Here is a 25,263-nt window from a genome sequence, read left to right on the forward strand (position 1 = left end):
GCTAATGGGATGGTCCGCTCCGTCTCCCACCGTCATGCTGTGACGATCCAGGAGGAGAAGAGTCATGAGCCAGCATCAGTCTTGTGATGCCGCCGTCTACGGTGTGGATCTCGGCAAGAACATCTTCCACGTCGTCGGCGTGGATCAGAGCGGTCAGCTCCTGCGGCGGATGAAGTTCCGGCGCGAGACCTTGCTGGCGTTCTTCGATCGCGCGGCGCCGGCTCTCGTCGGCATGGAGGCCTGCCCTGGCTCGCAGTGGCTCGCGCGCAAGCTCCAAGGTCTCGGCCATCGCGTGCGCATCATGCCTGCGCAATTCGTGAAGCCATATCTGAAGTCGAACAAGTCGGACACGCTGGATGCCGAAGCGATTGCGGAGGCGGTGACGCGCCCATCCATGCGGTTCGTCGAGGTCAAGGCAATCGAGCAGATCGACGTCCAGTCTTTGCATCGCGTGCGGGACCAGATGGTGATGCAGCGCACGCGCCTGATCACCCAGATGCGTGGCTTCTGTCTCGAATATGGTGTCGCCATCAGGCAAGGCGCCGGTGTTTTCAAGCTGGATCTGCCGCGAGTCGTGGCCGATGAGGAGAATGATCTATCGCCGGCGATACGCCGATTGGTGACAGGCTTGTTCGAAGACCTGGAGCGCCTCGAAGGTCGGATCGCCCAGATCACACGTGAGATCGAAGCGCTGGTTCAGCGCGATGACGTCGCCCGGCGGTTGATGACGGTTCCCGGCATCGGCCCCCTCGGCGCCTCCGCGCTCCTGGCGGCCGTCGGCCGCGGCGTCCAGTTCAGGAGGGCGCGCGACCTCGCAGCCTGGCTCGGACTCGTGCCGCGGGAACACTCAACCGGCGGCAAGCAGACCCTGTTGGGGATCAGCAAGCGCGGCAACGGCTATGTCCGACGCCTGCTGATCCACGGCGCACGATCCTGTCTGATGCATCTGGATCGGACACGCCACGCCCTCGGGGCCTGGCTCGATGCGCTGGAGCAGCGCATGCACATCAACAAGGTGACTGTCGCCTTGGCCAACAAGATCGCTCGCATTGCGTGGGTGATCATCCAGAAGCCGGGGGCGCTCTACGAACGACGCGATCCTGCGTTCATGCCGTAGAAGCGCCCGGGAAGCAGATTGCGAGGCTCGGGAGAATGATGACGAGACAGTCGATCGGCATGCCGTAAGCCCTTCGGTCGAAAGCGGGCTCCGCGCCCGAACCAGCTTAGTGGGAACGGCATGCGCGCATCTCATCATGGCCTGGCTGCAACAGCAGCCCACTCGCGAGAGGCCGGATACATTTACGCAAACTGTCAATCGTCAGCAGCCCTCCAAATCGCCTTGCAATGACGGAGCGGACCATACATTTCGGCGGATGACGTCCTGCAGCATCTCACGGTCCAGCGCGAGGTCGGCGACGAGCTTGCGCAGCTTCGCATTCTCGTCCTCGAGCTGCTTCAGCCGCCGCATCTCGGCCGGCAACAGCCCCTCGTACTTCTTCTGAAATAGGTCGCCTGGCTGATTCCAGTCCGCCGGCAGATCTCCGCCACTGGAACCCCGTCGGCGCCCTGCTTCAGGATGAACGCCTTCTGCGCGTCCGAGAACTTCGAATCCTTCATCGTCTTCCGCTCCTCCCAGCCCAAGGGAAACGACGCGGAAAACTCTAACCCAAAGCGATCCAGTTTTAAGGGCTCAGATCAGTCGGGCCGCTCTCAAGCTTCGAAAAGGCGATGTTCGTACTTCAACAGACGCAGGCCGGATCGGCGTAAGAACTCCTCGACTTCGTCAGATAACTCGTTTGCTGTCCGGGAACGCTCCTTGCTCGCAATATCAAGCCAAGCAGCTCCAGCCGTCTCGATACGTTGGCGCTCGGAGCGGCCTATTGCGGGCAGAGCAATCACAACATCGCCTGCCGTTGCAAGACTCGCCGCCCGTGTGATCTCAATTTCGTCGAGGGCAACACAGATTGCTCCCATCTTTACATTATTCTTGCCCCATCTGCAGCGTATCAAAATTTCATCAGTGCGATGCGCTGTGCCGCCCATAAAAGCAACCCAATCGATGAATTCCTGCAGAAGTTTGTCGAGCCTTGCACGGTTCTGCTCGACATCGACCGGAGCGATATAGCTGCCGTTCTCGCGCAGCACTTTGGCTGGAACGCCGGCAGCAAGCGAGAGTGGCGGAATACTCTTGGTGACGCACGCATCTGAACTCAGTATTGCGCGCGCTCCAATGGTGACGCCCGGCAAGACGGTGACCCGCCACGCCAGCCACGCCTCGTCCTCGATAGTGATCGAACCGAAATTAACGGGAAACCCTTCAAATCCATTCGGCCATAGCCCGTGCGAAAAAAAGAGACAATGACCGCCGATGCCGACGTCGTTGCCGACCACTACAGGCAGTGTCGTGTTGATGAACGACCACTCCATCAGGATGCAATTGCGTCCCAGGGTCAAAGACGACGACGGCGTGGCCAAGCCGCCGACCACAACTTGATTGCCTATTCGCGTCCCCTCGCCTACGCGGAGCTCAAAGGTATCGAGCACGCTCATATTGCCGATGCGAACGCGTGGGCCGATCTTAAGCGTTCTGGCTTTGACAATCACCAGAATGCCGAGCGAAGCCTCAGGACCGATCTCGACGTCGTCGCCAATTACGACTGAGCCCCAGCCCAAGCGTGCGCTTGGATCGATCCGGTATCCACGGCGCCGATAGTACCACTTCTTAAGCGCGGAGGGCATCCAGCCGACCAGGATCAACTCAAGGAAAGGGAGGCCTACGCGCTGTTTGAACATCGATCGCCCTTTATTTTTCTTGCATGTAGAGTTTCGGAATTCGATCGATCGTACGAACAGCTTCGTCGAAATCGATGTTGATCAGATTTGTATACTCGCGAATCGCATCCCAGCGCGGCGCATTGACCGCGTCAAGTCCAGCTATTGCGTCTTCACGTGTGATCATCCCCTCGCGAATCTGGTTCGAGCGGAAGGTGTCGAATTCTGTGAAGCCGGCAACCGACCAATATATGAAGTTGTAGAACGGCGCGGTGCCATCGCCAATGCGCCAAGTCGAGGGAGTATCAGGCGCGATTTCCCAGTCGTATTCACTGATAAGAGTATTATTGATATCTGCTTCGTCCCATTTTAGATAATCGAACATGAATAGATGATCTTGTTCGATGCCGTAGTACGACACGGCTGCCATAGCAGTATCGAGCAGCGATCTGTTAAGATACCGTGGATTAGAGAGGAATCGGTAGCCGTATGTTGAGAAGAGTTGCGCCTTGGCGCTTAGAGAAGTGGTCGTTGGGCTATTGCGCATCTCTGCGTCAACGGGTCTCAATCCAAGGAAGCCCGTCTTGAAATCAGTTTTTTCTAACCGATTGGTGAAAAATGTCGACAATTTGATGCCGGTTCCTCGGATCATATCGCGAGCATACCAGAAGAACTGCTTGTCTCCCGCCATGAAGAGAGGAACCATCCCGAGGTCCGGCTTCTTCAACCATGCGCTGACATTGGCGCGGATGTTGGCTCGCTTTTGCTTGATGTCGGCAGATATCCAGATGTGCTCGATGCCGAGCTGGCCACACATGCGCGCCTGGTTGCGGCGAGCAAGGTCGGTCACCATGCCCCAGTCATAGCTGAAGCAGAGCGGCGTCATGCCATATTTCTGCTTGAGCAGGTGCAGGCCATAACTGGAATCGCGCCCGCCGGAAAAAGCGACGATACAGTCAGGCGAGCCGTCGCGGGAACGGTGCTTCTCCAAATACTCGGCGATCTCGCTTTCCGGACGCTTCGTCCAGGGCTTGTAATTGTGGCAGTAATTGCAGACACCGTCGCCATCGTAGGCGATGAAAGGCATCGTCTCCGGCAGCAGGCATCTGGAGCAGCGGCGCATCGCCTTCATCGCGTCGCGATAGCGCTCCGCCTTGTCCTCGATCTTGCGCTGTATCTGCAACATCGGGCTGACCGAGGGGGCCGCGAGCGGCTCGTCAGCCAACGGGAAGGTCTCGATCTCGTGCGTGTCGAGCCGCAGCACCGCGCCCATGCCGGCGCGCAGCTGGACGACCGTGGCGTCCGCGAAACCCGGAATCGCCTTGTCGCCGTTGCAGAGGCGCTTGGTGATGAGGTGTTCCGAGGCGAAGAAGAAGCCCGAGCCGGTCTTGCTGATCGCATAGTGCAGCGAACCGGTATTGGTTCCAAGCAGCATGACGTTGTGCTGTTTTAGCAGCACCGCGATCGAGGTCTCGCCGAAGATCTTCGCATAGGCATCGCGCAGCGCCTGCGAGAGCGAAGTCCCCGCCGAGATCGAACGCTGCAGCATTGCAGCGATGACCTCGGTGTCGACATCGGCGCGCGGCTCGATACCTTCGGGCTTCAGCTCAGCCCAGATCTCGTCAACATTGACGACGATGCCGTTGTGGATGATCACGATGTCGTCGCGCCGAACCGGCTGGTTGTTGGCGTCGATGCCTTGCAGCCCGTTCGTGACCAGGCGGGCATGGGCGATCGCCGCGATCGTCGAGGTGGCGGCCGTGTCAAAGAAGCCCCGGCGGGCCCGCTCCATGATCAGGCGGTAGTCGTCCGTCTTGAGCATCTGCCCCGCGGACACCGAATCCTTGTGGACGACCAGCATATCCGTGGTCGCCACAGCGATACCGGCGGCTTCCTTGCCCCGGCTTTCCGACAACAGGAAGAGGTCGCGTAGGGCGATCTCCCAGTGTGGGAAGTTCAGCGCGTGCTCGCGCTTGATGGAAATACCGAAAATTCCACACATGCCCGCAGATCTTTGTCGATAGGTAGATCGGCGCGAGTGTTCGGCCGCGAACCTGATTTCAGTGTAGCAGCTATCTGATTGTGGTCAGGATATCAAGAACCTGCCTGGGACATACCAGGCGCTCCCTGCGATGTTTGGCCGGGCTATCCTTCAGATGAACAGGCGCACTCGCAGGGCAAGACGGGAGATGACTACGATCATGATGCCCATCGCGATCGCAGAAAGGCCCATGGCGAATGCGGCACCTTCCATCCCGAAACGCGGGATCAATAAAGCGTTGCCGAGGAAGTTGACCGCGAGGCTCAATGTCATGGCGAGGCTCTGCAGCGCCGGTCGGTTCGCCTGCGACAGGATCAGGCTGTAGCATAGCGGAGCTGCCGCGAACGGCAAGGCGAGCATCAGCCAGAACAGGGGCTGGTGTGCCGCCGCGAAGTCCTGATCGCCGAACAGCAGGCCGGCGACATGAGGATAGAGCAGGTATGCGCCGAGCGCGCCGAATGCCATTACCAGCGTGACGCCAAGGCCCAGTTTCCGGCTGAACTTAAGGATGCCGGCTCGGTCGCTTGCGGCCATGCTGCGGGCGAGTTGCGGAGAGATGTTGTTTCGGACTACAACAACGGCCTGCAGTGCGGCCTCGAAAATGAGGGCTGCGATCGAGTACACGCCCGCGGCGCGGTCGTTGAGCAAGGCGCCGAGCATTAGCACATCGACCCGCGTGTTAAGCTCGCCGACCATGCCGGCGGGCAGGATTCTGATGCCAAAGCGAAGATGGCGCCTGCTTTCGTGAAGAGCCTCGCGCCATTCGCCACGCATGGGTACGATGCGAGCGACATAGCTTGCCAGAGCGCACAGGAGGATGAATTCGCCCACGGCCAAGACGCCCGCGAGCGAGTACCCGGGTGCACCGAGCGCGGTGAGGATGCCGAGGCTGGCAAGGATGAAGACGTAGCGCCCGGCTTGAAGCACGGCGAAGGCGCGCATATGCTGCAGCCCGTTGACGACGCCAAGCAGTAGCTTGTTGAGTGCAAATGGGATTAGGCCGGGCGCTGCGAGCACCCAGGCGGCGGCGAAGTCCGGCACGGCTGGGAAGAGGCGCGCCAAAAGCGGCGTGCCGAGGAATGCGCACAAGGTGACGAGCGATGCGATTGCGAGGCAAGCAAGCAAGCCACCTTGAATGATCCGGCGCAGCTTCACTGCATCGTCGACTCCAGCGGTCGATACAGCCTGCAGGGCAGAGAACTGGAGGCCAAATGCCGCGAGCTGGGACAGGAAGATGTAAATTGCGAAGACGACATTGAAGGTGCCAAGCGCTGCGGGGCTGTACCAGCGGCCGATCGCAATATTGAGGAGAATGCCGGCGAGAGCGAGGAACGCGAGCGAGACGAGGTTCCAAGCGAGGCCGGTGGCGAGATCGGTCCGTCCAGCAGCGCTCTTTGACACGGCTAAGGCTTCCGGTTGCATCAGGAGGCTTCCATTGCATGCGGGGAGGCAGGCCCGGCCATGCGTAGGCGGGTAATCGCTGCGCTGGCGACCTCCTTTGGCAACAGCAGCGAGAGATAGGCCAGGGCTTCGTAATTCAAGCGCTTCAGTCGCGCCAGCGCGCCGAGATCGTCGGGCGTTGCCTGGAAGCGGAGTGGCGCGGTTAGGCCGGCATCCCGGGCCAACAGCGCGAGCCGGAGCAGATGGTAGCGGTCGCTGACGAGGATGATTGCTGCGGGCTGGCCGATCGCCTGCCGAATCGTCACATTAGCAGCGGCGAGGTTCGAGACGGAGTCGTTCGAGCCGCGGTCATGAGCGACCTGTGCTGGCTGAATGCCATTGGCAAGCGCGTCGTCGCGCATGTCGCGGGCGCCGAGATACCCGCGGCCCGGACGCCAGCCCCCCACTGTGACCAGGAAATCCGCCTCTCGCGTCTGCAGCAGTCTGACCCCGGTCATGGTCCGCAGCCGCCGGAACTCGGGACGGTCATCATAGAAGGCGACGGCGACGACCGGCCCTGCTTCAGCGCGCGCCGCCACCTTTGGCTGAGCGGCAAACGCCCAGGAGCTGAACTCAATCCAAGCTAATCCGCCGCCATAACCAAGGAGCGCTATTGTGATGAGGGCGAGCAAGACTCGCCTCATCGCGTCGGAACCCCTGTCTCGGCAAAGGGGATCAGCGGCAATGCTAATCCCGAACGCGCCGCATCCGAGGTCAGCGATGCTTCGATCCGGTGGATGTCGACATAGCCGTATTGCTGTTTGCCGATATCCGCAACCGACTGCTCGATGGCGAGAAAAAGCTGCCGCTCGTTTTGGAAAACAACACGCAGGCTGCGCGGAATACATGGTGGGGTTAGGACCCAGGATATGTTTTCGGTCTTGTCGGCCCAGAGCTGGATTGAGGGCAGGTCGAGTGTCTGGACCTCATCCTTCTGCTTGATCGGGATCACAGTTAGCAAACTGAAGTTGCGGATCGGCTCGAGCCTACACTTAATCAGTAGCGCGGGGGTGATTCTACCATAGCCGAAGAGCGAGGCCTTGAGGTTAATCCGGAGATCGCCGGCCTTGAACAGTTTCTCGACCCTATCGTCGCGGGTGCCCGTATCGACGTCTGAAGGTGGGCGGAAAGGCGGCGGCGACACCAAAGACGCGGCACCGCTGAGGCGCTGAAGTCCTAGGGGCGGAAAGGGCCAGCGCTCATCGACCGCGCCTGATGACGCTTGGGTACGCAACTGCAGGCCGAGGCGAGGGTTCAGCGATGTTGCGCTGAAAACCCACCCCTTATTGACAGCGTCCGTCGAAACGCGATCGGACTCCGCTTGAGGGCCTGCGGAAAAGACGACTGAATGTGCCGTCCAATCGTGGACCCGCAATATATTGCCGTCGCGTAGGCGGAAGACCACACGGACCCCGCGCTTGGTCCGCTGGTCGCTGGTGCCGATGCGCGAGAGTGCGGGCACGAGCCAACCACCAACGCGTTTGGGGGCATCAGTGAGGAGGCCGGACCAGATCGTCTCTCGGATGAGACGTGGCGAACCGATTAGGTCGTCGTTGATCTGCAAATCCCCTAATCTTCTAGCGATCGGGGGATAACTGACATATTCGACGATCATGTCGGCAAGGCCTGAGCCGGACAGCGTCGCCTCCAGCAGAATTCGGCCTTCATCGGTTAGCTCGAAATCGGACGCGTTGATGACGTTCGGGTCATGCTGCGTCCTGATCGGCTTGGAAAGGATCGCATCCCAGCGCCGCAACTGCTTGACCAGCCCGCGAACGCGTGTCAACTCGGCAACACCGCGTTGCGGATCGAGCGTGAGCTTCGTGCGCTCGCCGTCGACGAAGCCGGGGCCCTGGTCCGTCGTCGCATAAAGCTGCGTCCCTTCGCGAACCATCGGAACCGCCTTGGCGATCTCGGTCTGCTCGACTGGCGCGTCCGTCTCGCGCACACGATAGAGGCCCCAGCCATTGCTGCGGGCAATCGGCCGGATCAATCGCGGATCGCGCAAGAGCGCTGCAAAGGCGCTGTTGTTGATCTCGGGGAGGGAATAGCCGGGCGTGTAGATCCACTTAAGGCCCCGCTTCACCAGCGCGTCTCGTAGCGCAAGCGGGTCCTTGATCACGAACATATCGGTCAGTGAGGTGTCGACGTGAAAGCGGAAGCGGGGCGAGCTGTAGAAGCCGAAGCTTGCTTGCCTGAAGGACAGCGCCATGTCGTCGGGCGCCATCTGCTTGCGGGCGATGCCCTCGATGGCCGCTTCGTCGAGCACACTGCCGTCGCGCTTGGCATGCTCGGTTTCCAGAAGGCGCCTCGAGATCATATCCTCGTTACTGAAGTAGACGCGCATGTTCGCGTAGCTCAGGCGGAACACGTCGTAGAGCTGAAACGCGATCAGTATCGCGACGAGCAGGCAGCTGGCGAATACGGGCAGCGTCAGGACGAAGTCCTTCGGGGCCGCCACGTCGCGTTGGCGAGAGCTGGGAGCGAAGCGTCCAAGCCGTGAGGTAAGCGTGTAATACCCTTTGGCGATAGCTTTGTCCGGAACGAGCCGCCCGAGTCCGATCATCACCAAGGCAATGGTCATCGGAATGACCGTGAGCATATAACGGGCGTTTTTGACGGCGAGGTCGGTGCCAGCCAGCACCGACAGGAAAATCACGCTGAGATAGCCCAGTAGCGAGATGAGCAGGGGAATCGCAGCGTCGCTGCTACGCGCCTTGAAGGTCGCTATGGCAATGGCGCGGCGATCGGGCCGGGCGAGATTGCGCAGGAGTATGAGCGCCGCGATTATCGTGCCGGCGCTAGGCAAAAAGCCAAACAGGTCGGTTCGGGTGAACGGCATCATCACGCCGAGTACGAGACGGTCGGCAAAGGTTTCCAGACCGCGTTCGCCGCGAAGGAATTCGGAAACGCCGAGATTGGGAAGATCCCAGACCGGGACGGAGTCCTGGATCGGGCTGCCGAAGATCGCAACATTGCGCAGATAATGGGGGAGTGTCACCACTGCGACCGTGAGCGCGATGATCACGATGCCTTCGACCAACCTTCGGATCGAACCGCGCCAGCAGATCACGAGCATCGGCAATGCGATGGCTATTGCTAGTATTCCAATCGAGTGCGTCATCGCCGCGCCGCTGATCGCATATGCTGCGAGCAGGAACGCGCTGCGGGTGCCGTTTGTTACGGCGTGGATTGTCAAGCAGATCGCAGCGACGAAGGTGGCAATGCGGATTGCGTCGATATGAGCGGTCAGCGCGATCTCGAAATAGACCGGCACCGAGATTGCGAGGAATGGAGTCAGCCAGAGGCGCCAGCTCGGGCGACGATCCGAAGCGAAGACCAATGCAGTAGCCAGTGCGGCGCTGGCGATGGCGAACCAGAACGAGATCAGCTTGGCCGCGCCCGCGATTGCGGAGGTTCCCTGCAGCATGAAGGCCAGGGCGATCAGCGAACCGTAGGTCGGTGGATGGGTCCAAGGGGCGATGAAGCCGCTCGAGGGCAGCGCGGTCTTGAGCGGGTAAATATGGGCGGCACGCTGCTCATACAACAGCCGGCCGAGTTGCATATATTCGAGCGGATCGTTGCCGTGCAGCGGCAGGACGAGCAGCTCGAATGCCAAGCAGAGCGCGGGCATTGCGAACAGCAGCACACCCCATAACGCGATGGAGGCGAATGATCGCTCCTTCCAGCTTTGGTGGAGGCGACGCACGTCGCTCGCTAACAGGCGGAAACGGAGCAGGCCGATCAGCAATGGTGCCGCGGCGAGGATGGCGACGTAGAGCCTCGGGCTGCGCCCTGGAACAAGCCAGAAAAGAAGCGTCAGCAACAGGCCCAGGGTGACCGGTCCGAGAATAGCAGCGCTGGCTATGAAGGCTGGAAGCCAATGGGAATGTGAAAGAGTCGACCTAGCAAGGACCCAGCAGGCGACGGCATACAATAGAAAAAGGATATATAGCTGAGCCACCGCAACAATCTGCACCTCGTAGCCGATCATTGTGGGCTCTCCTCGGGAAGTCGACTTGTATCCCCCCTGAAGGGCCGAATGCCCGCCGGCGAGGTTCGCGTCAAGCTTCGTTATGATCCCGCTTGTCGGGGAGGGCCCTGAACAAGCGTGGCAGAACAAGCCACAGGACTAGGCTGCGCAGCCCCGCTATGGCAGCAAAGGAAAGCAGAGCTGGGACCGGAGCGGTAGCCCAGTGGAATACCGCCAGCCCCGCGATCAGCGCGGTAACATGGATCGAGAAGGCTTGGCCCTCCGCGCCGGCATAAGTCACGAGTTCGGCGTGCGGCCCGCCGAGCACGATAGCCGCGGGTAGGAGGAAAACCACCGGGATATAGGCGATGGTCGCTGCGATGCGGCCTTCGATGATGACCAGACTTAGGCCCCAGGCCCCACCCACTAGAAGGAAGCCAAAAAGCATGACGCTCGCGAAATAAACTAGCACAAGTTGGAGGGGCGAGGTCAACGAGGTCCTGCCGCGCCAGAGGCCCGCTGCCACGGCGAAGGAGGTCGCGGCGGAGCCAAGTAGCGCCATGGGTGCTTCGGCAATACGCAGCGCCAGGGCGATATGGCCGATTGTGGCGTGATCAGCCAGACGGCCAACTGTGATCAGCGGCAACGCGACCAGCGTTTGAGAAGCGAGCGCCGCCGGCAGATTGAACAGGATCAACCTGCGCCAGCGGGAGAGTATGCCTGCTGTCCAGCGCGGGGGTATCAATCGCGCGAGCAAAGCGCGATGGCCGGCCGCAGCGATCGCCGCTGCGAGAAGAGCCCCCATGATCTCGCCTGCGACCAGCATGGCGAGTGGTGGCAAGTCGGTTGTTAGAAGCAGGGCCTGTGACGCGAACTGCGCAACAGCCTGCGACAGTACGAGGTAGCTGAGCCGCATTTGGTTGCCCGAACGCAACAGCCAAGCGTTGATCAGCAGCAACAGGCCCCGCGCCAGGAAGGCGATAAACAGTAACGCCGTGAAGATGTAGCGGGGAGGCTGATCCGCGAGATCAGGAGCAAGAGCAAAGGCTGCCAGAACTGCCACCGTTGATGTCGCCGGCAAAAGCAGCAAGGCACAGCGCGTTACGCGCACCGCCTCCGTCGTTGATGCGGAGGATACTATTGCTCTCTCGAGCCGCAGCACTGCAAAGACCGCGAAAACAAGTCCGATGGCTTGTAGGCGGCCGTAAAAGCCGAAGACGGCTGGCGCTACGATGACCGCCATCCCGAGTGCAAGCAGTGCCGACACGATGCGCGCGCCGAAGGCGAGGGCCATTAGACTGCGGGTTCGGGTCATGCCGCTATAGTGATCCACGGAGGTGGCATGGCCATCGCGAACGGCCGGGCGGGTTATTGCTGGCTTTGGCCGGAAGGTAAAGTGCCTTATTGTGCAATGCTGACTTGATCCTTGCCGCCTCGACCTGCGAGAATAACGACATCCGCCCGGCAGTTTGTCGCGGCTTCGCTTTCGGTCGTCATGCTTCTTGCTTCCAGTCTTGCCGTCCTCGGGACGTTCGGTATGCTTGCCGTCGCCATGGCAGCGCTGCTGTGTAGAAGGGGCGGTTGGGGTCGGGCGGACTCGTCCCTTAGCCTTGCGGTCGGTATTGCCTGCGCACCGGCTCTAACGGGAGCCTCCTTGCTGCCGTTCTTTATGGCTGGGTGGCAGTCGGGGGGGCTGCGCGTCCTACCTTTTTTGCTCGCACTGCTTATGTTCCTGCTCGCCGGCTGCCGCTTGCCGAAAGGCGATCCGGAAGGCGGCGCTCGCGTCTGGACGAGGCCGGCGACGCTGGTTGCGCTGATCTTTGCGTTTGGCCTCATGTTAGTGCTCGTTGCGCTGCCCTTGATCGAGAACGATGCGCTCGAATACGCGGCGGTTGCCCGTTTCCTGGCGAAGGAAGGTAATTTGCAACGCTATCCCATGGTCGTGGCCGACCCGGATAGCGGGCTGTACGCGCCTTCAATCCATCCGCCCCTATTCCATCTGGCGTTGGTCTGGGGCCATGCCTGGTTTGGGGAGAATGTCTACCTGGGGCAGCGTCTGATCGCCCTCTGGTCGGCGGTCGGGGCTACCTACGTCGTTGGTGCGGTCGCGGCGCGCGAGGGCCGGCAAGCCAGTGTCTACGCCATGTTACTGCTAACGGTAACTCCGTTCTGGCTGAGCAGCGTGGCCGGTTACGGCATCGACGCGATGCGTATCGCGTTGTTCACCGCGGCCGTGGCGAGCATCGTCGTCGTGATCGATGCGCCCACGCCACGGCGCGGCGCGAGCGTCGGCCTAGTGAACGGACTTGCCATGTGGACACATGGCATCGGAATTCTGGCGCCGGCCTTCGCTGGCACGGCGCTGCTGGCGCTCATGCCCGTGGCGCGGAAATGGCGCGTTATGGTAGCGTTCGGCCTGACCGCATCGCTCAGTGGCGGTGGCTGGCTACTGCGCAATCTCTGGATGTTTGGCTCAGCGATCGGCGACGACTGGCCTGCTGCAAATTGGCCGGCCTTGGCTTTCGAGCTGGATCTCGCCGTGCGGCGTGGTCTGTTCACCCTGCCGGGCCAGATCATTCAGGGAGCTTTGCGTCCGTGGACCGATGTTGGCCTCTTCGGCCCTGTGTTCTGGATCGCCCTCTTGGCGCCGCTACTTGCGCTGCGACAGCCGCGCGCTGCACTGGCCGTAGCCGTCATCGTGGTTTTCGGCTTCACGACGCTCGCTCTGTTCAGCGTCGCCACAGGCTCGTTGCTCGTCGTGAAAAACCCGCGATACGTACTGACCGTGGCGCCCTTCGCCGCGGTCGCCGCCGGCATCGTCTGTGCGCGGCTCGTGCGCACGGGAGCTGCGCCCCGTCGTGGGGTCCAAGGCTTGCTGGCGTTGGCGCTGCTTTGGGCGGCTGTCAATCTTGGCATCAGATCGTACGGGTTGGCCGACCTTCGCCTAGCCCTTTCAGGCCAGGAGCGCGGCTTCCTGCAGAAACCGCGCTTTACCGGCGGACCGCTGCTGGCGCAATTGCACGCCCTGAATAATGGTCGGGTACTCAGTTTCCGGCCGCCAGAGGTCGCGATTTATAGTGGGCATCCATGGATCGACCATTTCGACCCACGGCTGAAAGCTCTCCACAGCAGCGATGTGACGACCGCTGCGACGTGGCTGGGGCGCCAGGGTGTCCGCTTCGCGCTGCTACCAGACTATAGTCCTGTAACCCACGGCCGTTCGATTTTGGGTTTTCTGCTCGCTGATCCCCGTTGGGCCGAGCCGCTCGCGATGCATCGCGGCGCACGGCTGTTTCGGTTGCGTGATTCGCCCGCAGCGATCGAATGTGCGCCACAGGCTCTCGGCGTTACAGTCGCGACATATGTTCGCCGAGGGCTTGGCGATGTCCTTGCGGGTGTATTGGGCATTCCGCATCTGCGCCGCCTGCTGCCTGGCCACGAACCCCACGCTGTACCGGCGACCGCGTTCGACTGGTCCAGTGCCAACATGGGCGAGCTGGAGGTCGTGCTCAAGCAGCCGTTTGAGGGGCGCTTCGTTGCCACGCTCCAATTGGCGGGATCGGGCGTCTTTGCAGTAGATGCGATTATCGGGGGGGATGATGGCAAGACCTCGGAGATCAGGCTGATTGATTCGCTTGCGGATCCGAACTCCCGTGCTGTTTTGGGCCAATGGCAGACTAGCTTCGGTCGGAAATTGAGCGCCCTGCGCATTAAGCCGCTGGCGCCGGCCAGCGGGAGAATTGAATTGCACGACGTGAGTGTCTGCCGCGTCGCTGAGCGCTGACGACTTTCGTCAGCGTAGGTGCTTATTGGAGTCCATGTCGAACCACATAGCGAAGAAGATCGACTGCATGGCCGTCGAGAACGCGAACAGCATCGCCATGGATGACATCGGCGGGGCGGATCCTTCGACAGCCCAAAGCCCGATTACGCGCAGGAACATGAAGGCGCTGAGGAGAAGCATCAATACGCCAAGTGTGTAGAAGAATATTAGTGGATGAAAGTCGCGGACGATATATTTCTCCCACAATCTGTTAAGAAATCCGCGAACAAGAACGTTCGAAATTGTAAAGATTACTCGGCGGATTTTAATGCCGCTGACTTCGCCGACGCCATAAACTGGGCGAATGGGGACGTCGCGGACACGGAAATTATCGATGTTAAGTTTGATTAATACGTCGTTCGGCTGTCCGTAACGTTTGTACATATTATCCCAGTCGAGTGTCTGAAGCACTGCCTTGTTAGCGACAGTATAACCTGTCTGCGAGTCGGCTACGTGCCAATAACCAGAGGCGATCTTGGTCAACAGCGAGAGGACCGAGTTGCCGAAGAAGCGGCGCTTCGGAATCAGTCGGTAGGAGCCGCGCCAGATCAGTCGGTTCCCTTTGGAGTAGTCGATGCCTTCATCAAAAACTGGATCGAGCAAGTTTGGCAGATCGGCCGGGTCCATCTGCGCGTCGCCAGCCATGACGACCGCCGCATCCAGATCGTTATCGCGGGCCCACTTGTAGCCAGAGGCAATGGCGCCGCCGACGCCCTGGTTTTCCTCGTGCTGGATCAGAACGATCTTCGGATTTGTGGCGGCGAGCTCCTCTACGATAGCAACAGTGCGATCCTTGCTCTTGTCGTCGACGATAACGATCTTGTCCACCAAATCCGGCATTGTCGAAACAACTTTACCAATCTGCGTCTCTTCATTGTGGCACGGCACAACGACACAAACAGTCTTATTTTTGTACATTGGAAGATTACTTTTCTCGAAGGGGCGGGCGGCGTAGGCAAAGGCGCGCTTTGATTGCACAGAAATTGGGGGGGTTCAAGATTAGCGCCGACATTCACGTGTTCTTGCAACAAACTCGAACGAAGCTCGCAAGCGAGAGCCGATGGCGTTATCGACCCCGGACGGGCGACACTTCTGATAGGATCAAACCGGCTTGCTGTAAGGCAACGGGCTACAGCGTCGCATTCGACCCAACTAGTGCAATCGATCCGGCTCCGCGAGCCAATCATAGAGAGCAAGCAGCTTGGTCCGCTCCTGTTCCCAGCAGAGTTGGCGCGCTGCGATGAGCGCATTGGCGCGCATAATCGCCAGTTTATCTGGATCGAGCGCTGCGAGGGCGGCGGCGATAGCCTCTGGTGTCGCATCGGTAGTAACCAGCCCGCACTGGTATTGAGTAACCAGCTTGGCGAGATCGGTATCGGCGGCGACGAGCACTGCCAACCCCGCCATAAGATACTCGTAGATCTTGTTCGGCATAGCGTAGCGACCTTGCCCTGTATCGCGCGGGGCACAGAAGACGCCTACATGAGCGTTCGCAGCGGCCCGAATGACGGCGTCGTACGGTACGCTCGGCTCAAAGACAATGCGGTCACCGGCACCGGAGGCGGCAGCGAGCTGCTGGAGCTGTTGAAGATAGCGCGAAGCACCGCCTCCCCGCAGCGTTAGTTGATATTGGGGGAGGAGCGGCATGACCTTAATCAAGGGTTCGATCCCGCGAGCTCGCTTCATGATTCCGTGGAAGAGCAGGCGTATCGGCATGCCAGGCGGAGCAGGTGTCACGGATTGGTAGGCCGGAGCGTTGCCGATCACGACCGGGCGGGCGGGCAGGCCATAAAGCTGCTTAAGAGTGTGGGCGATGCCATCGCTCACGGTGACCACGGCATCGGCAACCCGAATGTACCGCGCCTCGATCGCGCGCGTGTGCTTCTGGGCTACCAGCCGCCAGAGCTTGTTGTCGGCGTGTTCCTCGCTCGCCATTTCGTGGCTGTCATAGACGATGCGCGTGCCGGCTGCGCGTTTCACGGCATTGGCTGCGACCAAGGCCTGCCAGTCGTTGGCGTGGACGATGTCGGGACGCAGAGAGAGCAGGGCGGCGCGAGCGGCGCGGTGCTGCGGCACCAACATGTGCAGCAGCGGAGCTGAGGCGGGCATCAGGTTGGCCGGGAACTGGGTTGCAGCGACTGTGAGCCTTTGGATGGTGCGCCCCGGCGGGTCGGGAAGACGAATCATCGCGACAGGCAAGGCGGGGGCCTCGCCGAAGCCGATTGCGGTTACGTCATGGCCCAGCGCTGATAGTGTCTCCAGCGTACGAACAACTCGATAGTCGCGCGCAATTGCGGTGTAGGATAGCACCGCAATACGCAGCGCCCGCACGTTATGGTTATTCACAGAGAGGGCGGCTCCAGAGGTTTGACGGTAGTCTTCATATCACTTCTTCCGAATAGAGATTGCTTATCGGCCGGGGTTTAGGCCAGGATGTACAAAATTCGATCGTGCGGATTTCGCGGCAGCGTTTAGTATGGAGGCGATTCAGTCGGCTGGTAGCGTCGCTAGTAGAATACGATCGATCTGGGCACCACGCTGCTGCCAGCTGGCCTCACGATCAACAAAGCCTGCACCGTTACTGCCCAATTCGCTAGCCTTGTCCGTAGCCGCGCTGAGCGTTCGAACTGCTGCGGCAATTGCGCGGGGATTGCCAGGCGGTACGATCGTCCCGGCAGCAGCCTCACGGACGAGATCGGCCTGGAAGGGCAGGTCGCTGGCGATGACAGGGATGCCGCAGGCCATGGCCTCGAAGAGTTTCAGCGGCGCCACGCCGGAGGAGGAGCGGCCGTCCTGGTTCTCGATCACACACAGGGCCGCTAGGGCGCCCCGAAGGATGGCGGGAACGGCGTCATAGGGCTGCCGGCCGAGCCAGACGAGCCGCGGGTCGGAGAGGGCGTTTTCAACCTTGTCGCGCTCGATGCCGTCGCCAACGATGACCAGCCGCAGGTCGGCGGGCCAGTCCGGTTCCTTCAGGGCGGCGAGCATGGTGCCGATGCCGTGCCAGGCGACGAGCCCGCCGACGAAGACGACATAGCGTCCCTCGACGGGGCCGGTCGGTCCCTCCGGCTTGAACAGTGCGGTATTGGCGCCGTTGGAAACAAGGCTGACGCGGCCATGGCCCGCGAAAACCTTGGCCCAGTCGGCGAGCCCGGGCGTGACGGCCAGGAGATGCGCGGCCCGCCGATACTGCGCCCGGTAGAGCCAGGAGAAGAGCGCCGAGAACGGCTTCAGAGCCGGATAAGTGACGCCGATATCGGCCGGCTTTCCGTTGATCTCCTGGACGATCGGCAGCTTGCGCCAATGCGCCGCGAGAGCGAGGGGCAGCGCCATAAAATGCGAGCGGACGAAGATCGCGTCGAACTCGTGCAGCCGGCACAGCAGAGAGAACTGCACCCGGCCATAGTCGAGCAGCCTTTGCAGGAAGGAGCTGCGCGCGCTCGCTCCGCCACGCGTGGTGGCGAAAAGCTCGATCTGCCAGCCGCAATCCCTGAGGCTGGCGATGATCTCGTCGATATGCGTCTGCGAGGCCTGACCAGGCCTCGGCGTCTCGAGAGAGAGATAAGCCAGCCGCAGCGGCCGGTTCATGCCACGGCGGCCGCCGGCTCCGCCAGAGCCTCCAGGACCTGCGCGATGATGTAGTCCTGCGTCTCTTCGTCGAGATAGGGATGCATCGGCAGCGCGACGACCTCCTGTGCCACGCGCTCGGAGATCGGCAGGCCGTTTCCGGCGACGGGGAAGTGCTTGTAGGCGGTCTGCTGGTGCAGCGGCTTGGGATAATAGACGCTCGTCGGCACGCTCTTGGCCTTCAGCGCCGCCTGGAAGGCGTCGCGGCGATCGGCATCGACGCGGATCGTGTACTGGGCCCAAGTCGAGACGCAATCCGGCATGACATGGGGCGTGACGACGAGGTCCTTGAGCGCCGCGGTGTAGCGGCGGGCCACGACCTGGCGCTTCTCGATCTCCTCGGCATAGACCTTGAGCTTCTCGATCAGCACGGCGGCCTGGATGGTATCGAGCCGCGAATTCACGCCGACGCGGATGTTGTCGTATTTGTACGAGCCCTTGCCGTGGAAGCGCAGCGACATCAGCAGTGCCGCGTGCTCGTCGCTGTCGGTGAGGATCGCGCCGCCGTCGCCATAGCAGCCGAGCGGTTTGGCCGGAAAGAAGCTGGTCGTGGCGAAATCGCCGATCGCGCCGGCGACGCGGCCCTTGTAGCGGGCGCCATAGCCCTGCGCCGAGTCGGAGATCAGGACGAGGCCGTTCTGCTTGCAGAAAGCCTCGATCGGCTCGTAGTCGCAGGCCTGGCCGAAGAGATCGACGGTGATCAGGGCACGGGGCGTGAGCTTGTGCTGCTTCGTCGTCTCCAGGGCTGCGGCGAGCCCCTTCGGGTCGATATTGTAGGTCGCCTCGTCGATCTCGGCGAAGACGGGCGTTGCGCCCATCCAGGCGACGACTTCCGCAGTGGCGGCGAAGGTGAAGCTCGGGCAGATCACCGCGTCGCCGGGGCCGATGCCGAGCGCTTCCAGCACGAGGATCAGCGCGTCCGTGCCGTTGGCGACGCCGATCGCATGCTTCGCCCCGCAGAAGGCGGCGAGCTCGGTCTCGAATTGCTGGACCTGCTGGCCGAGGATGTAGTTGCCGTCATGGACGACCTTGAGGATGGCCTCGTCCATGGCCTTGCCGATGTGCTGGCGCTGGGCCTTGAGGTCGATGAACTCGATCGCGGGACGCTCGCTCATCAGGCAATCTCCTCCAAATGCTCCGAACCGGTTTCCCGATAGCGCGTGCCGGTCAGCGGGCAGGTCAGGTCCGGGCCTAGACGCTCGCCCGCCTTGCTCATCCAGCCGATCCGGCGCGCCGGCACGCCGGCCATCAGAGCATAGTCCGGCACGTCCCTGGTCACCACCGCGCCGGCCGCAATGAAGCAATACGCGCCGAGCGTGTGGCCGCAGACGATGGTCGCATTGGCGCCGATACTCGCGCCCTGTTTGACCAGGGTGCGGCGGAACTCGGCCTTGCGGTTCATGAAGGCGCGCGGGTTGTTGACGTTGGTGAAGACGCAGGACGGCCCGCAGAACACGTCGGCCTCGAGCTCGACACCGTCATAGAGCGCGACATTGTTCTGGATCTTGCAGCCGTCGCCGATCGTCACGCGCGGCCCGGCCATCACGTTCTGGCCGAGCACGCAGTCCTTGCCGATCGTGGTCTGGCCGAGCACATGCACGAAATGCCAGACCTTGGTGCCCGCACCGAGCGTCGCGCCCTCGTCGACATAGGCGCTCTCATGGATCAGCGCGCCGGGAAAGCGCGGGTCTTCCCGCATCTGCGACGCACCGGCCATGGTTCAGCCCTTGAGGTATTTGGCGACGAAGGGGTGCGTCTCGCCGGCGCTCACGACTGGCGCGTGCCGGAACTGCGAGACGACCTCGATCGAAAAGCGAACATCCTCGAGCCCATAGCCCTTGCCGGCGAGGATCTCCTCGTAGCTGCGGGTATGCAGGTCGGTGAAGCCGTCCGAGAACTCGACCTCCTCGCCGTCCATCGTGATCGAGCGATAGGTCGTCTTCTGGCCCTTGACGCTGTCGGGCAGGTCATTGGCGTCGACCGAGAGGAACCAGCGCACATCGGCCTTTTCGTAGGAGAGCAGGCCGCCGGCGCGCTTGCCTTCGCGCAGGTTCGCCGTCTGCGACTGCAGCGGGCCGAAGACATAGGCGAGCATGTCGAAGAAATGGACGCCGATATTGGTGGCGACGCCGCCGGACTTGGCATCGTCGCCCTTCCAGGAGGCGTGGTACCAGCGGCCGCGCGAGGTGATGTAGGTCAGGTCGACCGCATGGCGCACGTTCGAGGTGGCGACGCGCTCCTTGAGCGCCTGAATCGCCGGGTGCAGGCGCAGCTGCAGGATCGTGTTGACCTTGCGGCCCGAGTCGCGCTCGATCTCGATTAGCCCGTCGATGTTCCACGGGTTGAGGACGAGCGGCTTCTCGCAGATGACGTCGCTGCCGGCGCGCAGACCGAAGCGGATATGGGCGTCGTGCAGGTAGTTCGGCGAGCAGATGCTGACATAGTCGATGCGATCGCCACGGCGGCGCAGCTTGTCGACATGCCGGTCGAAGCGCTCGAATTCGGTGAAGAAATGCGCCTGCGGGAAGTGGCTGTCGATGATCCCCACGGAATCATTGGGGTCGAAGGCGACCTTGAGGTCTCCGTCGACGGCCTTGATCGCCTTCATGTGGCGAGGCGCGATATAGCCGGCAGCACCGATCAGCGCGAATGACGTCATGATGTGTTCTCTGGCGTTTCCCGGGGAGCGTCCTGGCTCAGGCCTTGACGATGTTCTCGGCCGTCAGTCCGGCCTTGGCGCAGGCATTGCGGGTGTCGACGACGAGGCGCGCGGCAGCGACCAGCGCCTTGTAGTCGACCGCGTCGTGATCGGTCGCGATCAGCACGGCGTCGTAGCCCTTCACTGTCTCCGGCGTCAGCGCGGCGGAGGCGCGGCCGGTCAGGTTCGCGTGCTCGCGGGTCGGCGGGATCACCGGTACATGCGGGTCGTGATAGTCGGCCGTGGCGCCGCGCTCCTCGAGCAGCTCGATCAGGCGCAGCGAGGGGCTCTCGCGCATGTCGTCGATGTTCTTCTTGTAGGCGATGCCCATCACCAGGATCTTCGCCTTGTTGAGCCCGCGGCCCTGCTGGCGGTCGAGCGCCTCGGCGATCCGGTCCACCACCCAATGCGGCATGGCGGTGTTGATCTGGCCGGCGAGCTCGATGAAGCGGGTGGTGACGTCGAACTCGCGCGCCTTCCAGGTCAGGTAGAACGGGTCGATCGGGATGCAGTGTCCGCCGAGGCCAGGGCCCGGATAGAACGGCATGAAGCCGAAGGGCTTGGTCTTGGCGGCATCGATCACCTCCCAGACGTCGATGCCCATCTTGCCGTAGATCACCTTGAGCTCGTTCACGAGCGCGATGTTGACGGCGCGGAAGATGTTCTCGGTGAGCTTGACGGCTTCGGCCGTGGCCGAGGAGGAGACCGGCACGGTCTTGACCACCAGCGCGCTGTAAACGGCGTTCGCCAGCTCGAGCGCCGCGGCGCCGTCGCCGCCGACGACCTTCGGGATGGTCGAGGTGCCGAAGTCGGGATTGCCGGGGTCCTCGCGCTCGGGCGAGAAGGCGAGGTAGAAATCGGAGCCGCTCTTCAGGCCCGTGGCTTCGAAGATCGGGCGCATCACCTCGTCGGTCGTGCCCGGCCAGGTCGTCGATTCGAGCACGACGAGATGGCCCTTGCGCAGGCGCGGCGCGATCGCCCGGGCCGTCGCCTCGACATAGCTGAGGTCCGGTTCGCGATGCTTGGTCAGCGGCGTCGGCACGGCGATGATGATGGCGTCGACGTCGCGCAGCTCATCGAAGTCGGTGGTTGCGCGGAAACGCTGTTCCTTGATGGCGGAAGCGATGGCCTCGGTCGGGATGTGCTTGATGAAGCTTTCGCCGCGATTGATCTGGTCGACGCGCCGGGCGTCGATGTCGAAGCCCACGACCGGGAAGCCGGCCTTGCAGGCCGTCAGTGCCAGCGGGATGCCGACATAGCCGAGGCCGATGATGCCGATCCGGAAACTGCGGTCACGCACACGCTGAACGAGCGCGCTCATCGTCTGGTCGTCGATCTCACTCATGAAACGCCTGTTGGGAATGATGAGACTGGCTCTAAAGAGGTTGCATGGGTCACACAGCTTTAGATGCGACCTGTCAAGGTGATTTGCGGATATGCGCGGCCCAATTTCTGCCTGAATCGCTTGCGGGGAACAGTCGCGCTGGCATTTTTCTGGCAGTAGCGCAGGATGCGGCCCGCGTCCAGATTCCGGTCTGCGCCCGCGTCTCGTTGTTGTCCGGTCGGCGCGCAGCACGGTTGTTTCCCTGCCTGGTCTCTTGCCACCGCCCCCGGCGAGTTGCGATGAGAACAGTCGCGACGTTTTTTCGTGGGTGCTTCGTTGAACCAGAGTCTACCGTTGAACCGTGTCGTCGTGACGGGAGCTGCCGGCTTCATCGGTCTTCACGTTGCCGAGGCGCTGCTGGATCGCGGCGTCGAAGTCATGGGCGTCGATGCGCTCGTTCCCTATTATGATCCAGCGCTGAAGCAGGCGCGCCTCGCCAAGCTCGTCGGCCGCAACGGCTTTTCCTTCGAGCAGATCGACATCGCCGATCACGATGCCTTCGATGCTGCGATCGGCGCGTTCCGTCCGGACGCGATCATCCATCTGGCGGCACAGGCGGGGGTTCGCTACTCGCTCGAGAATCCGCGCGCCTATGCCAGCGCCAATCTCGACGGCTTTCTCTCTGTGCTGGAAGCCAGCCGCCGGCACCAGGTCGGCCACCTCGTCTATGCCTCGTCCAGTTCGGTCTACGGCGCCAATGCGAAGGTGCCGTTCAGCGAGCACGATGGGGCCGACCACCCGATCTCCCTTTATGCGGCGACCAAGCGGGCGAACGAGCTGATGGCGCATTCCTATGCCCATCTCTACGGCATACCGACGACGGGCCTGCGATTCTTCACGGTCTATGGGCCCTGGGGCCGGCCGGATATGGCCTATTTCAAATTCACCAAGGCAATCCTCGCGGGCGAGCCGATCGACGTCTATGCCGAAGCGCAGATGAGCCGCGACTTCACCTATGTGGACGATATCTGCGAGGCGATCGTGCGCCTCGCCGCGCAACCCGCTGCCGCTGACCCTGCCTTCGATCACAAACGTCCCGATCCGGCGACGTCCGCAGCGCCCTGGCGCATCTACAACATCGGCAATCACACCCCGGTGGCGCTCTCGCACTTCATCGACGTGGTCGAAGCGGCCTGCGGCCGCAAGGCGATCAGGCGTCACCTGCCGGCGCAGCCAGGCGATGTGCCGACGACCTATGCCGATGTCGCGGATCTCGCAGCAGCGGTCGAATTCCGGCCGGATACGCCGATCGAGGTCGGGATTCCGCGCTTCGTCGCCTGGTTCCGCGAGTTCTATCGCGTCTGAGCTGCGGAACTGGCCGGGGCCCGGGCCTGCAGGAGCCAGCATGGCATTCTCCCGCCAGCCCCGACGAACCTTGCCCCTGGGGCGCCGCCTGCGCGATAAGCGACGCACCGCCTCTTCGGCGCCCGAGCCCGATGGAGCCTCGATGAGTTTCCGCAACATCCACGCGCATGGCCTCGTCCGGATTGCCTGCGCCGCGCCGCGGCTCAAGGTGGCCGATCCGGCCTTCAACGTGGCGGAGACCGGCGCGATGCTGCGGCGGGCGGCCGAGGGCGGCGCATCGCTTTGCCTGTTCCCGGAGCTTGGCCTCAGCGCCTATGCGATCGACGACCTGCTGCAGCAGAACGCGCTGCTCGATGGCGTGCGTGCCGCGCTGGCGACGCTGGTCGAGGAGAGCCGCAGCCTCGGCTGTGTCGCCGTGGTCGGCGCGCCCCTGCGCGTCGAGGGGCGGCTGTTCAACTGCGCCGTCGCGATCCATCGCGGGCGCATCCTCGCCGCAGTGCCCAAGACATATCTGCCGAATTACCGCGAATTCTACGAGCGCCGCCAGTTTGCCTCGGGCGAGCGGGCAGGGGCCCTCTATGTCGATCTCTGCGGCCAGGAGGTGCCTTTCGGCACCGATATCCTGCTCGCGGCGTCCGATATGCCCGAGCTCGTCGTCCATATGGAGATCTGCGAGGATGTCTGGACGCCGATCCCGCCGAGCTCCTTCGCGGCGCTTGCCGGCGCAACGGTGCTCCTCAATCTCTCGGCTTCGAACGTCACCATCGGCAAGTCGGATTGGCGCCATGCGCTCTGCAAGGCCCATTCCGGGCGCTGCATCGCGGCCTATGCCTATTCCGCTGCCGGCGCCGGCGAATCCACCACCGACCTCGCCTGGGACGGCCAGGCGATGATCTACGAGAACGGCGCGCTGCTGGCCGAGGCCGAGCGCTTCGCCGAAGAGCCGCAGCTGATCTTCGCCGATATCGATCTCGAGCGGCTGGCGATGGACCGCATCCGCCAGAACACCTTCGGCGACAGCGCCGATGCGAACCGCGACCGGCTCGGCTTCCGCCGCGTCGCCTTCGCGCTGGAGCCCGACCGTCAGACGGATATCGGCCTGGCGCGGGCGGTCGAGCGCTTCCCCTTCGTGCCGAGCGACGATGCGCGTCTGAACGAGCTTTGCTTCGAGGCCTACAACATCCAGTCGCACGGCCTGCGCAAGCGGCTGGAGAGCACGCGGCTCGACAAGGTGGTGATCGGCGTCTCCGGCGGCCTCGATTCGACGCAGGCGCTGATCGTCGCTGCCCATACCTTCGACGCCCTCGGGCTGCCGCGCGAGAACATCCTCGCCTATACGCTGCCGGCCTTCGCCACCAGCAAGGGCACCAAGGACAATGCCTGGCGGCTGATGCGGGCGCTCGGCGTCAGCGCCGAGGAGATCGACATGACGCCGGCCTGCCGGCAGATGCTGATCGATATCGGCCATCCCTTCGCGCAGGGGCAGCCGCTCTACGACGTGACCTTCGAGAACGTCCAGGCCGGCGCGCGCACCTCGGTGCTGTTCCGCCTCGCCAACCGGCACAATGCGCTGGTCATGGGCACCGGCGATCTGTCGGAGCTGGCGCTCGGCTGGTGCACCTATGGCGTCGGCGATCACATGTCGCATTACAACGTCAACGGCTCGGTGCCGAAGACGCTGATCCAGCACCTGATCCGTTGGGTGGCGCAGTCCGGCCGCTTCGGACCGGAAGCCGCGGCGGTGATGCTCGACATCCTCGCGACCGAGATCTCGCCCGAGCTGGTGCCCGGCGAGGGCGACAAGCCGGCGCAGAAGACGGAGGATTTCGTCGGCCCCTACGCGCTGCAGGACTTCAACCTGTATTACACCACGCGCTACGGCTTCCGGCCGAGCAAGATCGCCTTCCTCGCCGAGCATGCCTGGCGCGATGCCGCTGCCGGCACCTGGCCGCCCAATATGGAGCCGGACAAGCGCATCGCCTATGACCTGCCGGTGATCAAGCGCTGGCTCGGCGTCTTCATCCGCCGCTTCTTCGAGACCAGCCAGTTCAAGCGCTCGGCCCTGCCGAACGGGCCGAAGGTCTCTTCCGGCGGCTCGCTCTCGCCGCGTGGCGACTGGCGCGCGCCGAGCGATGCTTCCGCCGCGCCCTGGCTCAAGGATTGGGAGCGGATTCCCGACTGAGCGGAGAGGTTTGGCGCG

17 protein-coding genes and 1 pseudogene are annotated in these 25,263 nt (G+C 62.5%); 4 read left to right on the forward strand and 14 right to left on the reverse strand.

The genetic code is table 11. From position 1 onward, the window contains the following. The first annotated feature begins 64 nt into the window (after positions 1-64). On the forward strand, positions 65-1,117 hold the full coding sequence (locus B5Y19_RS21945; RefSeq protein ID WP_079590925.1) for an IS110 family RNA-guided transposase: 1,053 nt from the start codon (positions 65-67) through the stop codon (positions 1,115-1,117). 249 nt (positions 1,118-1,366) lie between these two features. On the opposite strand, the pseudogene B5Y19_RS21950 reads toward B5Y19_RS21945, so the two are convergent. The 7 genes and pseudogenes from B5Y19_RS21950 to B5Y19_RS21975 form a co-directional block, all read right to left on the reverse strand. Beyond that, positions 1,367-1,617: pseudogene (locus B5Y19_RS21950) on the reverse strand (transposase); the annotation flags it as partial. 93 nt (positions 1,618-1,710) lie between these two features. Further along, positions 1,711-2,793, reverse strand: a complete 1,083-nt coding sequence (locus B5Y19_RS26225; RefSeq protein ID WP_079592092.1) for an acyltransferase — start codon at positions 2,791-2,793, stop codon at positions 1,711-1,713. A gap of 10 nt (positions 2,794-2,803) precedes the next feature. Then, on the reverse strand, positions 2,804-4,774 hold the full coding sequence (locus B5Y19_RS21960; RefSeq protein ID WP_079592093.1) for a hypothetical protein: 1,971 nt from the start codon (positions 4,772-4,774) through the stop codon (positions 2,804-2,806). 150 nt (positions 4,775-4,924) lie between these two features. Continuing rightward, the gene (locus tag B5Y19_RS21965) at positions 4,925-6,235 is read right to left on the reverse strand and encodes an oligosaccharide flippase family protein (protein ID WP_079592094.1); all 1,311 of its coding nucleotides are present in this window, start codon (positions 6,233-6,235) and stop codon (positions 4,925-4,927) included. Next, a complete protein-coding gene (locus B5Y19_RS21970; protein WP_176168695.1) occupies positions 6,235-6,885 on the reverse strand; it encodes an ElyC/SanA/YdcF family protein in 651 nt (216 codons plus the stop codon). The genes B5Y19_RS21965 and B5Y19_RS21970 overlap by 1 nt, the downstream gene beginning before the upstream one ends. Positions 6,886-6,893: 8 nt before the next feature. After that, positions 6,894-10,247 (reverse strand): ArnT family glycosyltransferase, encoded by a 3,354-nt coding sequence (locus tag B5Y19_RS26230; protein ID WP_176168696.1) that lies wholly within the window; start codon positions 10,245-10,247, stop codon positions 6,894-6,896. Between the two features lie 70 nt (positions 10,248-10,317). Beyond that, entirely contained in the window at positions 10,318-11,541 is a 1,224-nt protein-coding gene (locus tag B5Y19_RS21975; RefSeq protein ID WP_139384515.1) for a hypothetical protein, read from the reverse strand. Positions 11,542-11,880: 339 nt separating this feature from the next. Here B5Y19_RS21975 and B5Y19_RS21980 point away from each other — a divergent pair, with 339 nt between their 5' ends. Beyond that, positions 11,881-14,010, forward strand: coding sequence for an ArnT family glycosyltransferase (locus B5Y19_RS21980; RefSeq protein WP_139384516.1), 2,130 nt, complete (start codon positions 11,881-11,883; stop codon positions 14,008-14,010). A gap of 9 nt (positions 14,011-14,019) precedes the next feature. On the opposite strand, the gene B5Y19_RS21985 is transcribed toward B5Y19_RS21980, so the two are convergent. From B5Y19_RS21985 to B5Y19_RS22015, 7 genes are all read right to left on the reverse strand, one after another. Further along, positions 14,020-14,967 carry a glycosyltransferase family 2 protein gene (locus tag B5Y19_RS21985; RefSeq protein ID WP_079592098.1) on the reverse strand — a complete coding sequence of 316 codons (948 nt, stop codon included), beginning with the start codon at positions 14,965-14,967 and terminating at the stop codon, positions 14,020-14,022. A 234-nt stretch (positions 14,968-15,201) separates the two neighbouring features. Beyond that, positions 15,202-16,395: a glycosyltransferase gene (locus tag B5Y19_RS21990; protein ID WP_079592099.1), complete on the reverse strand. Its 1,194-nt coding sequence runs from the start codon at positions 16,393-16,395 to the stop codon at positions 15,202-15,204. 141 nt (positions 16,396-16,536) lie between these two features. Next, complete coding sequence (locus B5Y19_RS21995) at positions 16,537-17,637, reverse strand: glycosyltransferase family 4 protein (RefSeq protein ID WP_079592100.1); 1,101 nt, start codon at positions 17,635-17,637, stop codon at positions 16,537-16,539. After that, positions 17,634-18,791: a DegT/DnrJ/EryC1/StrS family aminotransferase gene (locus tag B5Y19_RS22000; RefSeq protein ID WP_079592101.1), complete on the reverse strand. Its 1,158-nt coding sequence runs from the start codon at positions 18,789-18,791 to the stop codon at positions 17,634-17,636. The genes B5Y19_RS21995 and B5Y19_RS22000 overlap by 4 nt, the downstream gene beginning before the upstream one ends. Then, on the reverse strand, positions 18,791-19,393 hold the full coding sequence (locus B5Y19_RS22005) for an acyltransferase (RefSeq protein WP_280174393.1): 603 nt from the start codon (positions 19,391-19,393) through the stop codon (positions 18,791-18,793). The genes B5Y19_RS22000 and B5Y19_RS22005 overlap by 1 nt, the downstream gene beginning before the upstream one ends. A 3-nt stretch (positions 19,394-19,396) precedes the next feature. Continuing rightward, complete coding sequence (locus tag B5Y19_RS22010) at positions 19,397-20,335, reverse strand: Gfo/Idh/MocA family oxidoreductase (protein ID WP_079592102.1); 939 nt, start codon at positions 20,333-20,335, stop codon at positions 19,397-19,399. Positions 20,336-20,372: 37 nt separating this feature from the next. After that, complete coding sequence (locus B5Y19_RS22015) at positions 20,373-21,719, reverse strand: nucleotide sugar dehydrogenase (RefSeq protein ID WP_079592103.1); 1,347 nt, start codon at positions 21,717-21,719, stop codon at positions 20,373-20,375. Positions 21,720-22,052: 333 nt separating this feature from the next. On the opposite strand from B5Y19_RS22015, the gene B5Y19_RS22020 reads away from it, so the two are divergent. Together B5Y19_RS22020 and B5Y19_RS22025 are read left to right on the forward strand one after the other, a co-directional pair. Then, entirely contained in the window at positions 22,053-23,063 is a 1,011-nt protein-coding gene (locus tag B5Y19_RS22020; RefSeq protein ID WP_079592104.1) for an NAD-dependent epimerase/dehydratase family protein, read from the forward strand. 142 nt (positions 23,064-23,205) lie between these two features. Beyond that, positions 23,206-25,245: an NAD(+) synthase gene (locus tag B5Y19_RS22025; RefSeq protein WP_079592105.1), complete on the forward strand. Its 2,040-nt coding sequence runs from the start codon at positions 23,206-23,208 to the stop codon at positions 25,243-25,245. The last annotated feature ends 18 nt before the right edge of the window (positions 25,246-25,263 follow it).

The sequence above is a fragment of the Allobosea thiooxidans genome (assembly GCF_900168195.1).
Lineage (GTDB): Bacteria > Pseudomonadota > Alphaproteobacteria > Rhizobiales > Beijerinckiaceae > Allobosea > Allobosea thiooxidans.

What these genes read in the sequence shown, in the direction of transcription:
- B5Y19_RS22000 (WP_079592101.1), bottom strand. Translation starts at nt 18,791, where the DNA reads ATGAGCGAGCGTCCCGCGATCGAGTTCATCGACCTCAAGGCCCAGCGC.
- B5Y19_RS21960 (WP_079592093.1), bottom strand. Translation starts at nt 4,774, where the DNA reads ATGTGTGGAATTTTCGGTATTTCCATCAAGCGCGAGCACGCGCTGAAC.
- B5Y19_RS21995 (WP_079592100.1), bottom strand. Translation starts at nt 17,637, where the DNA reads ATGAACCGGCCGCTGCGGCTGGCTTATCTCTCTCTCGAGACGCCGAGG.
- B5Y19_RS26230 (WP_176168696.1), bottom strand. Translation starts at nt 10,247, where the DNA reads ATGATCGGCTACGAGGTGCAGATTGTTGCGGTGGCTCAGCTATATATC.
- B5Y19_RS22025 (WP_079592105.1), top strand. Translation starts at nt 23,206, where the DNA reads ATGAGTTTCCGCAACATCCACGCGCATGGCCTCGTCCGGATTGCCTGC.
- B5Y19_RS22010 (WP_079592102.1), bottom strand. Translation starts at nt 20,335, where the DNA reads ATGACGTCATTCGCGCTGATCGGTGCTGCCGGCTATATCGCGCCTCGC.
- B5Y19_RS21975 (WP_139384515.1), bottom strand. Translation starts at nt 11,541, where the DNA reads ATGACCCGAACCCGCAGTCTAATGGCCCTCGCCTTCGGCGCGCGCATC.
- B5Y19_RS21985 (WP_079592098.1), bottom strand. Translation starts at nt 14,967, where the DNA reads ATGTACAAAAATAAGACTGTTTGTGTCGTTGTGCCGTGCCACAATGAA.
- B5Y19_RS22015 (WP_079592103.1), bottom strand. Translation starts at nt 21,719, where the DNA reads ATGAGTGAGATCGACGACCAGACGATGAGCGCGCTCGTTCAGCGTGTG.
- B5Y19_RS21965 (WP_079592094.1), bottom strand. Translation starts at nt 6,235, where the DNA reads ATGCAACCGGAAGCCTTAGCCGTGTCAAAGAGCGCTGCTGGACGGACC.
- B5Y19_RS26225 (WP_079592092.1), bottom strand. Translation starts at nt 2,793, where the DNA reads ATGTTCAAACAGCGCGTAGGCCTCCCTTTCCTTGAGTTGATCCTGGTC.
- B5Y19_RS21945 (WP_079590925.1), top strand. Translation starts at nt 65, where the DNA reads ATGAGCCAGCATCAGTCTTGTGATGCCGCCGTCTACGGTGTGGATCTC.
- B5Y19_RS22005 (WP_280174393.1), bottom strand. Translation starts at nt 19,393, where the DNA reads ATGGCCGGTGCGTCGCAGATGCGGGAAGACCCGCGCTTTCCCGGCGCG.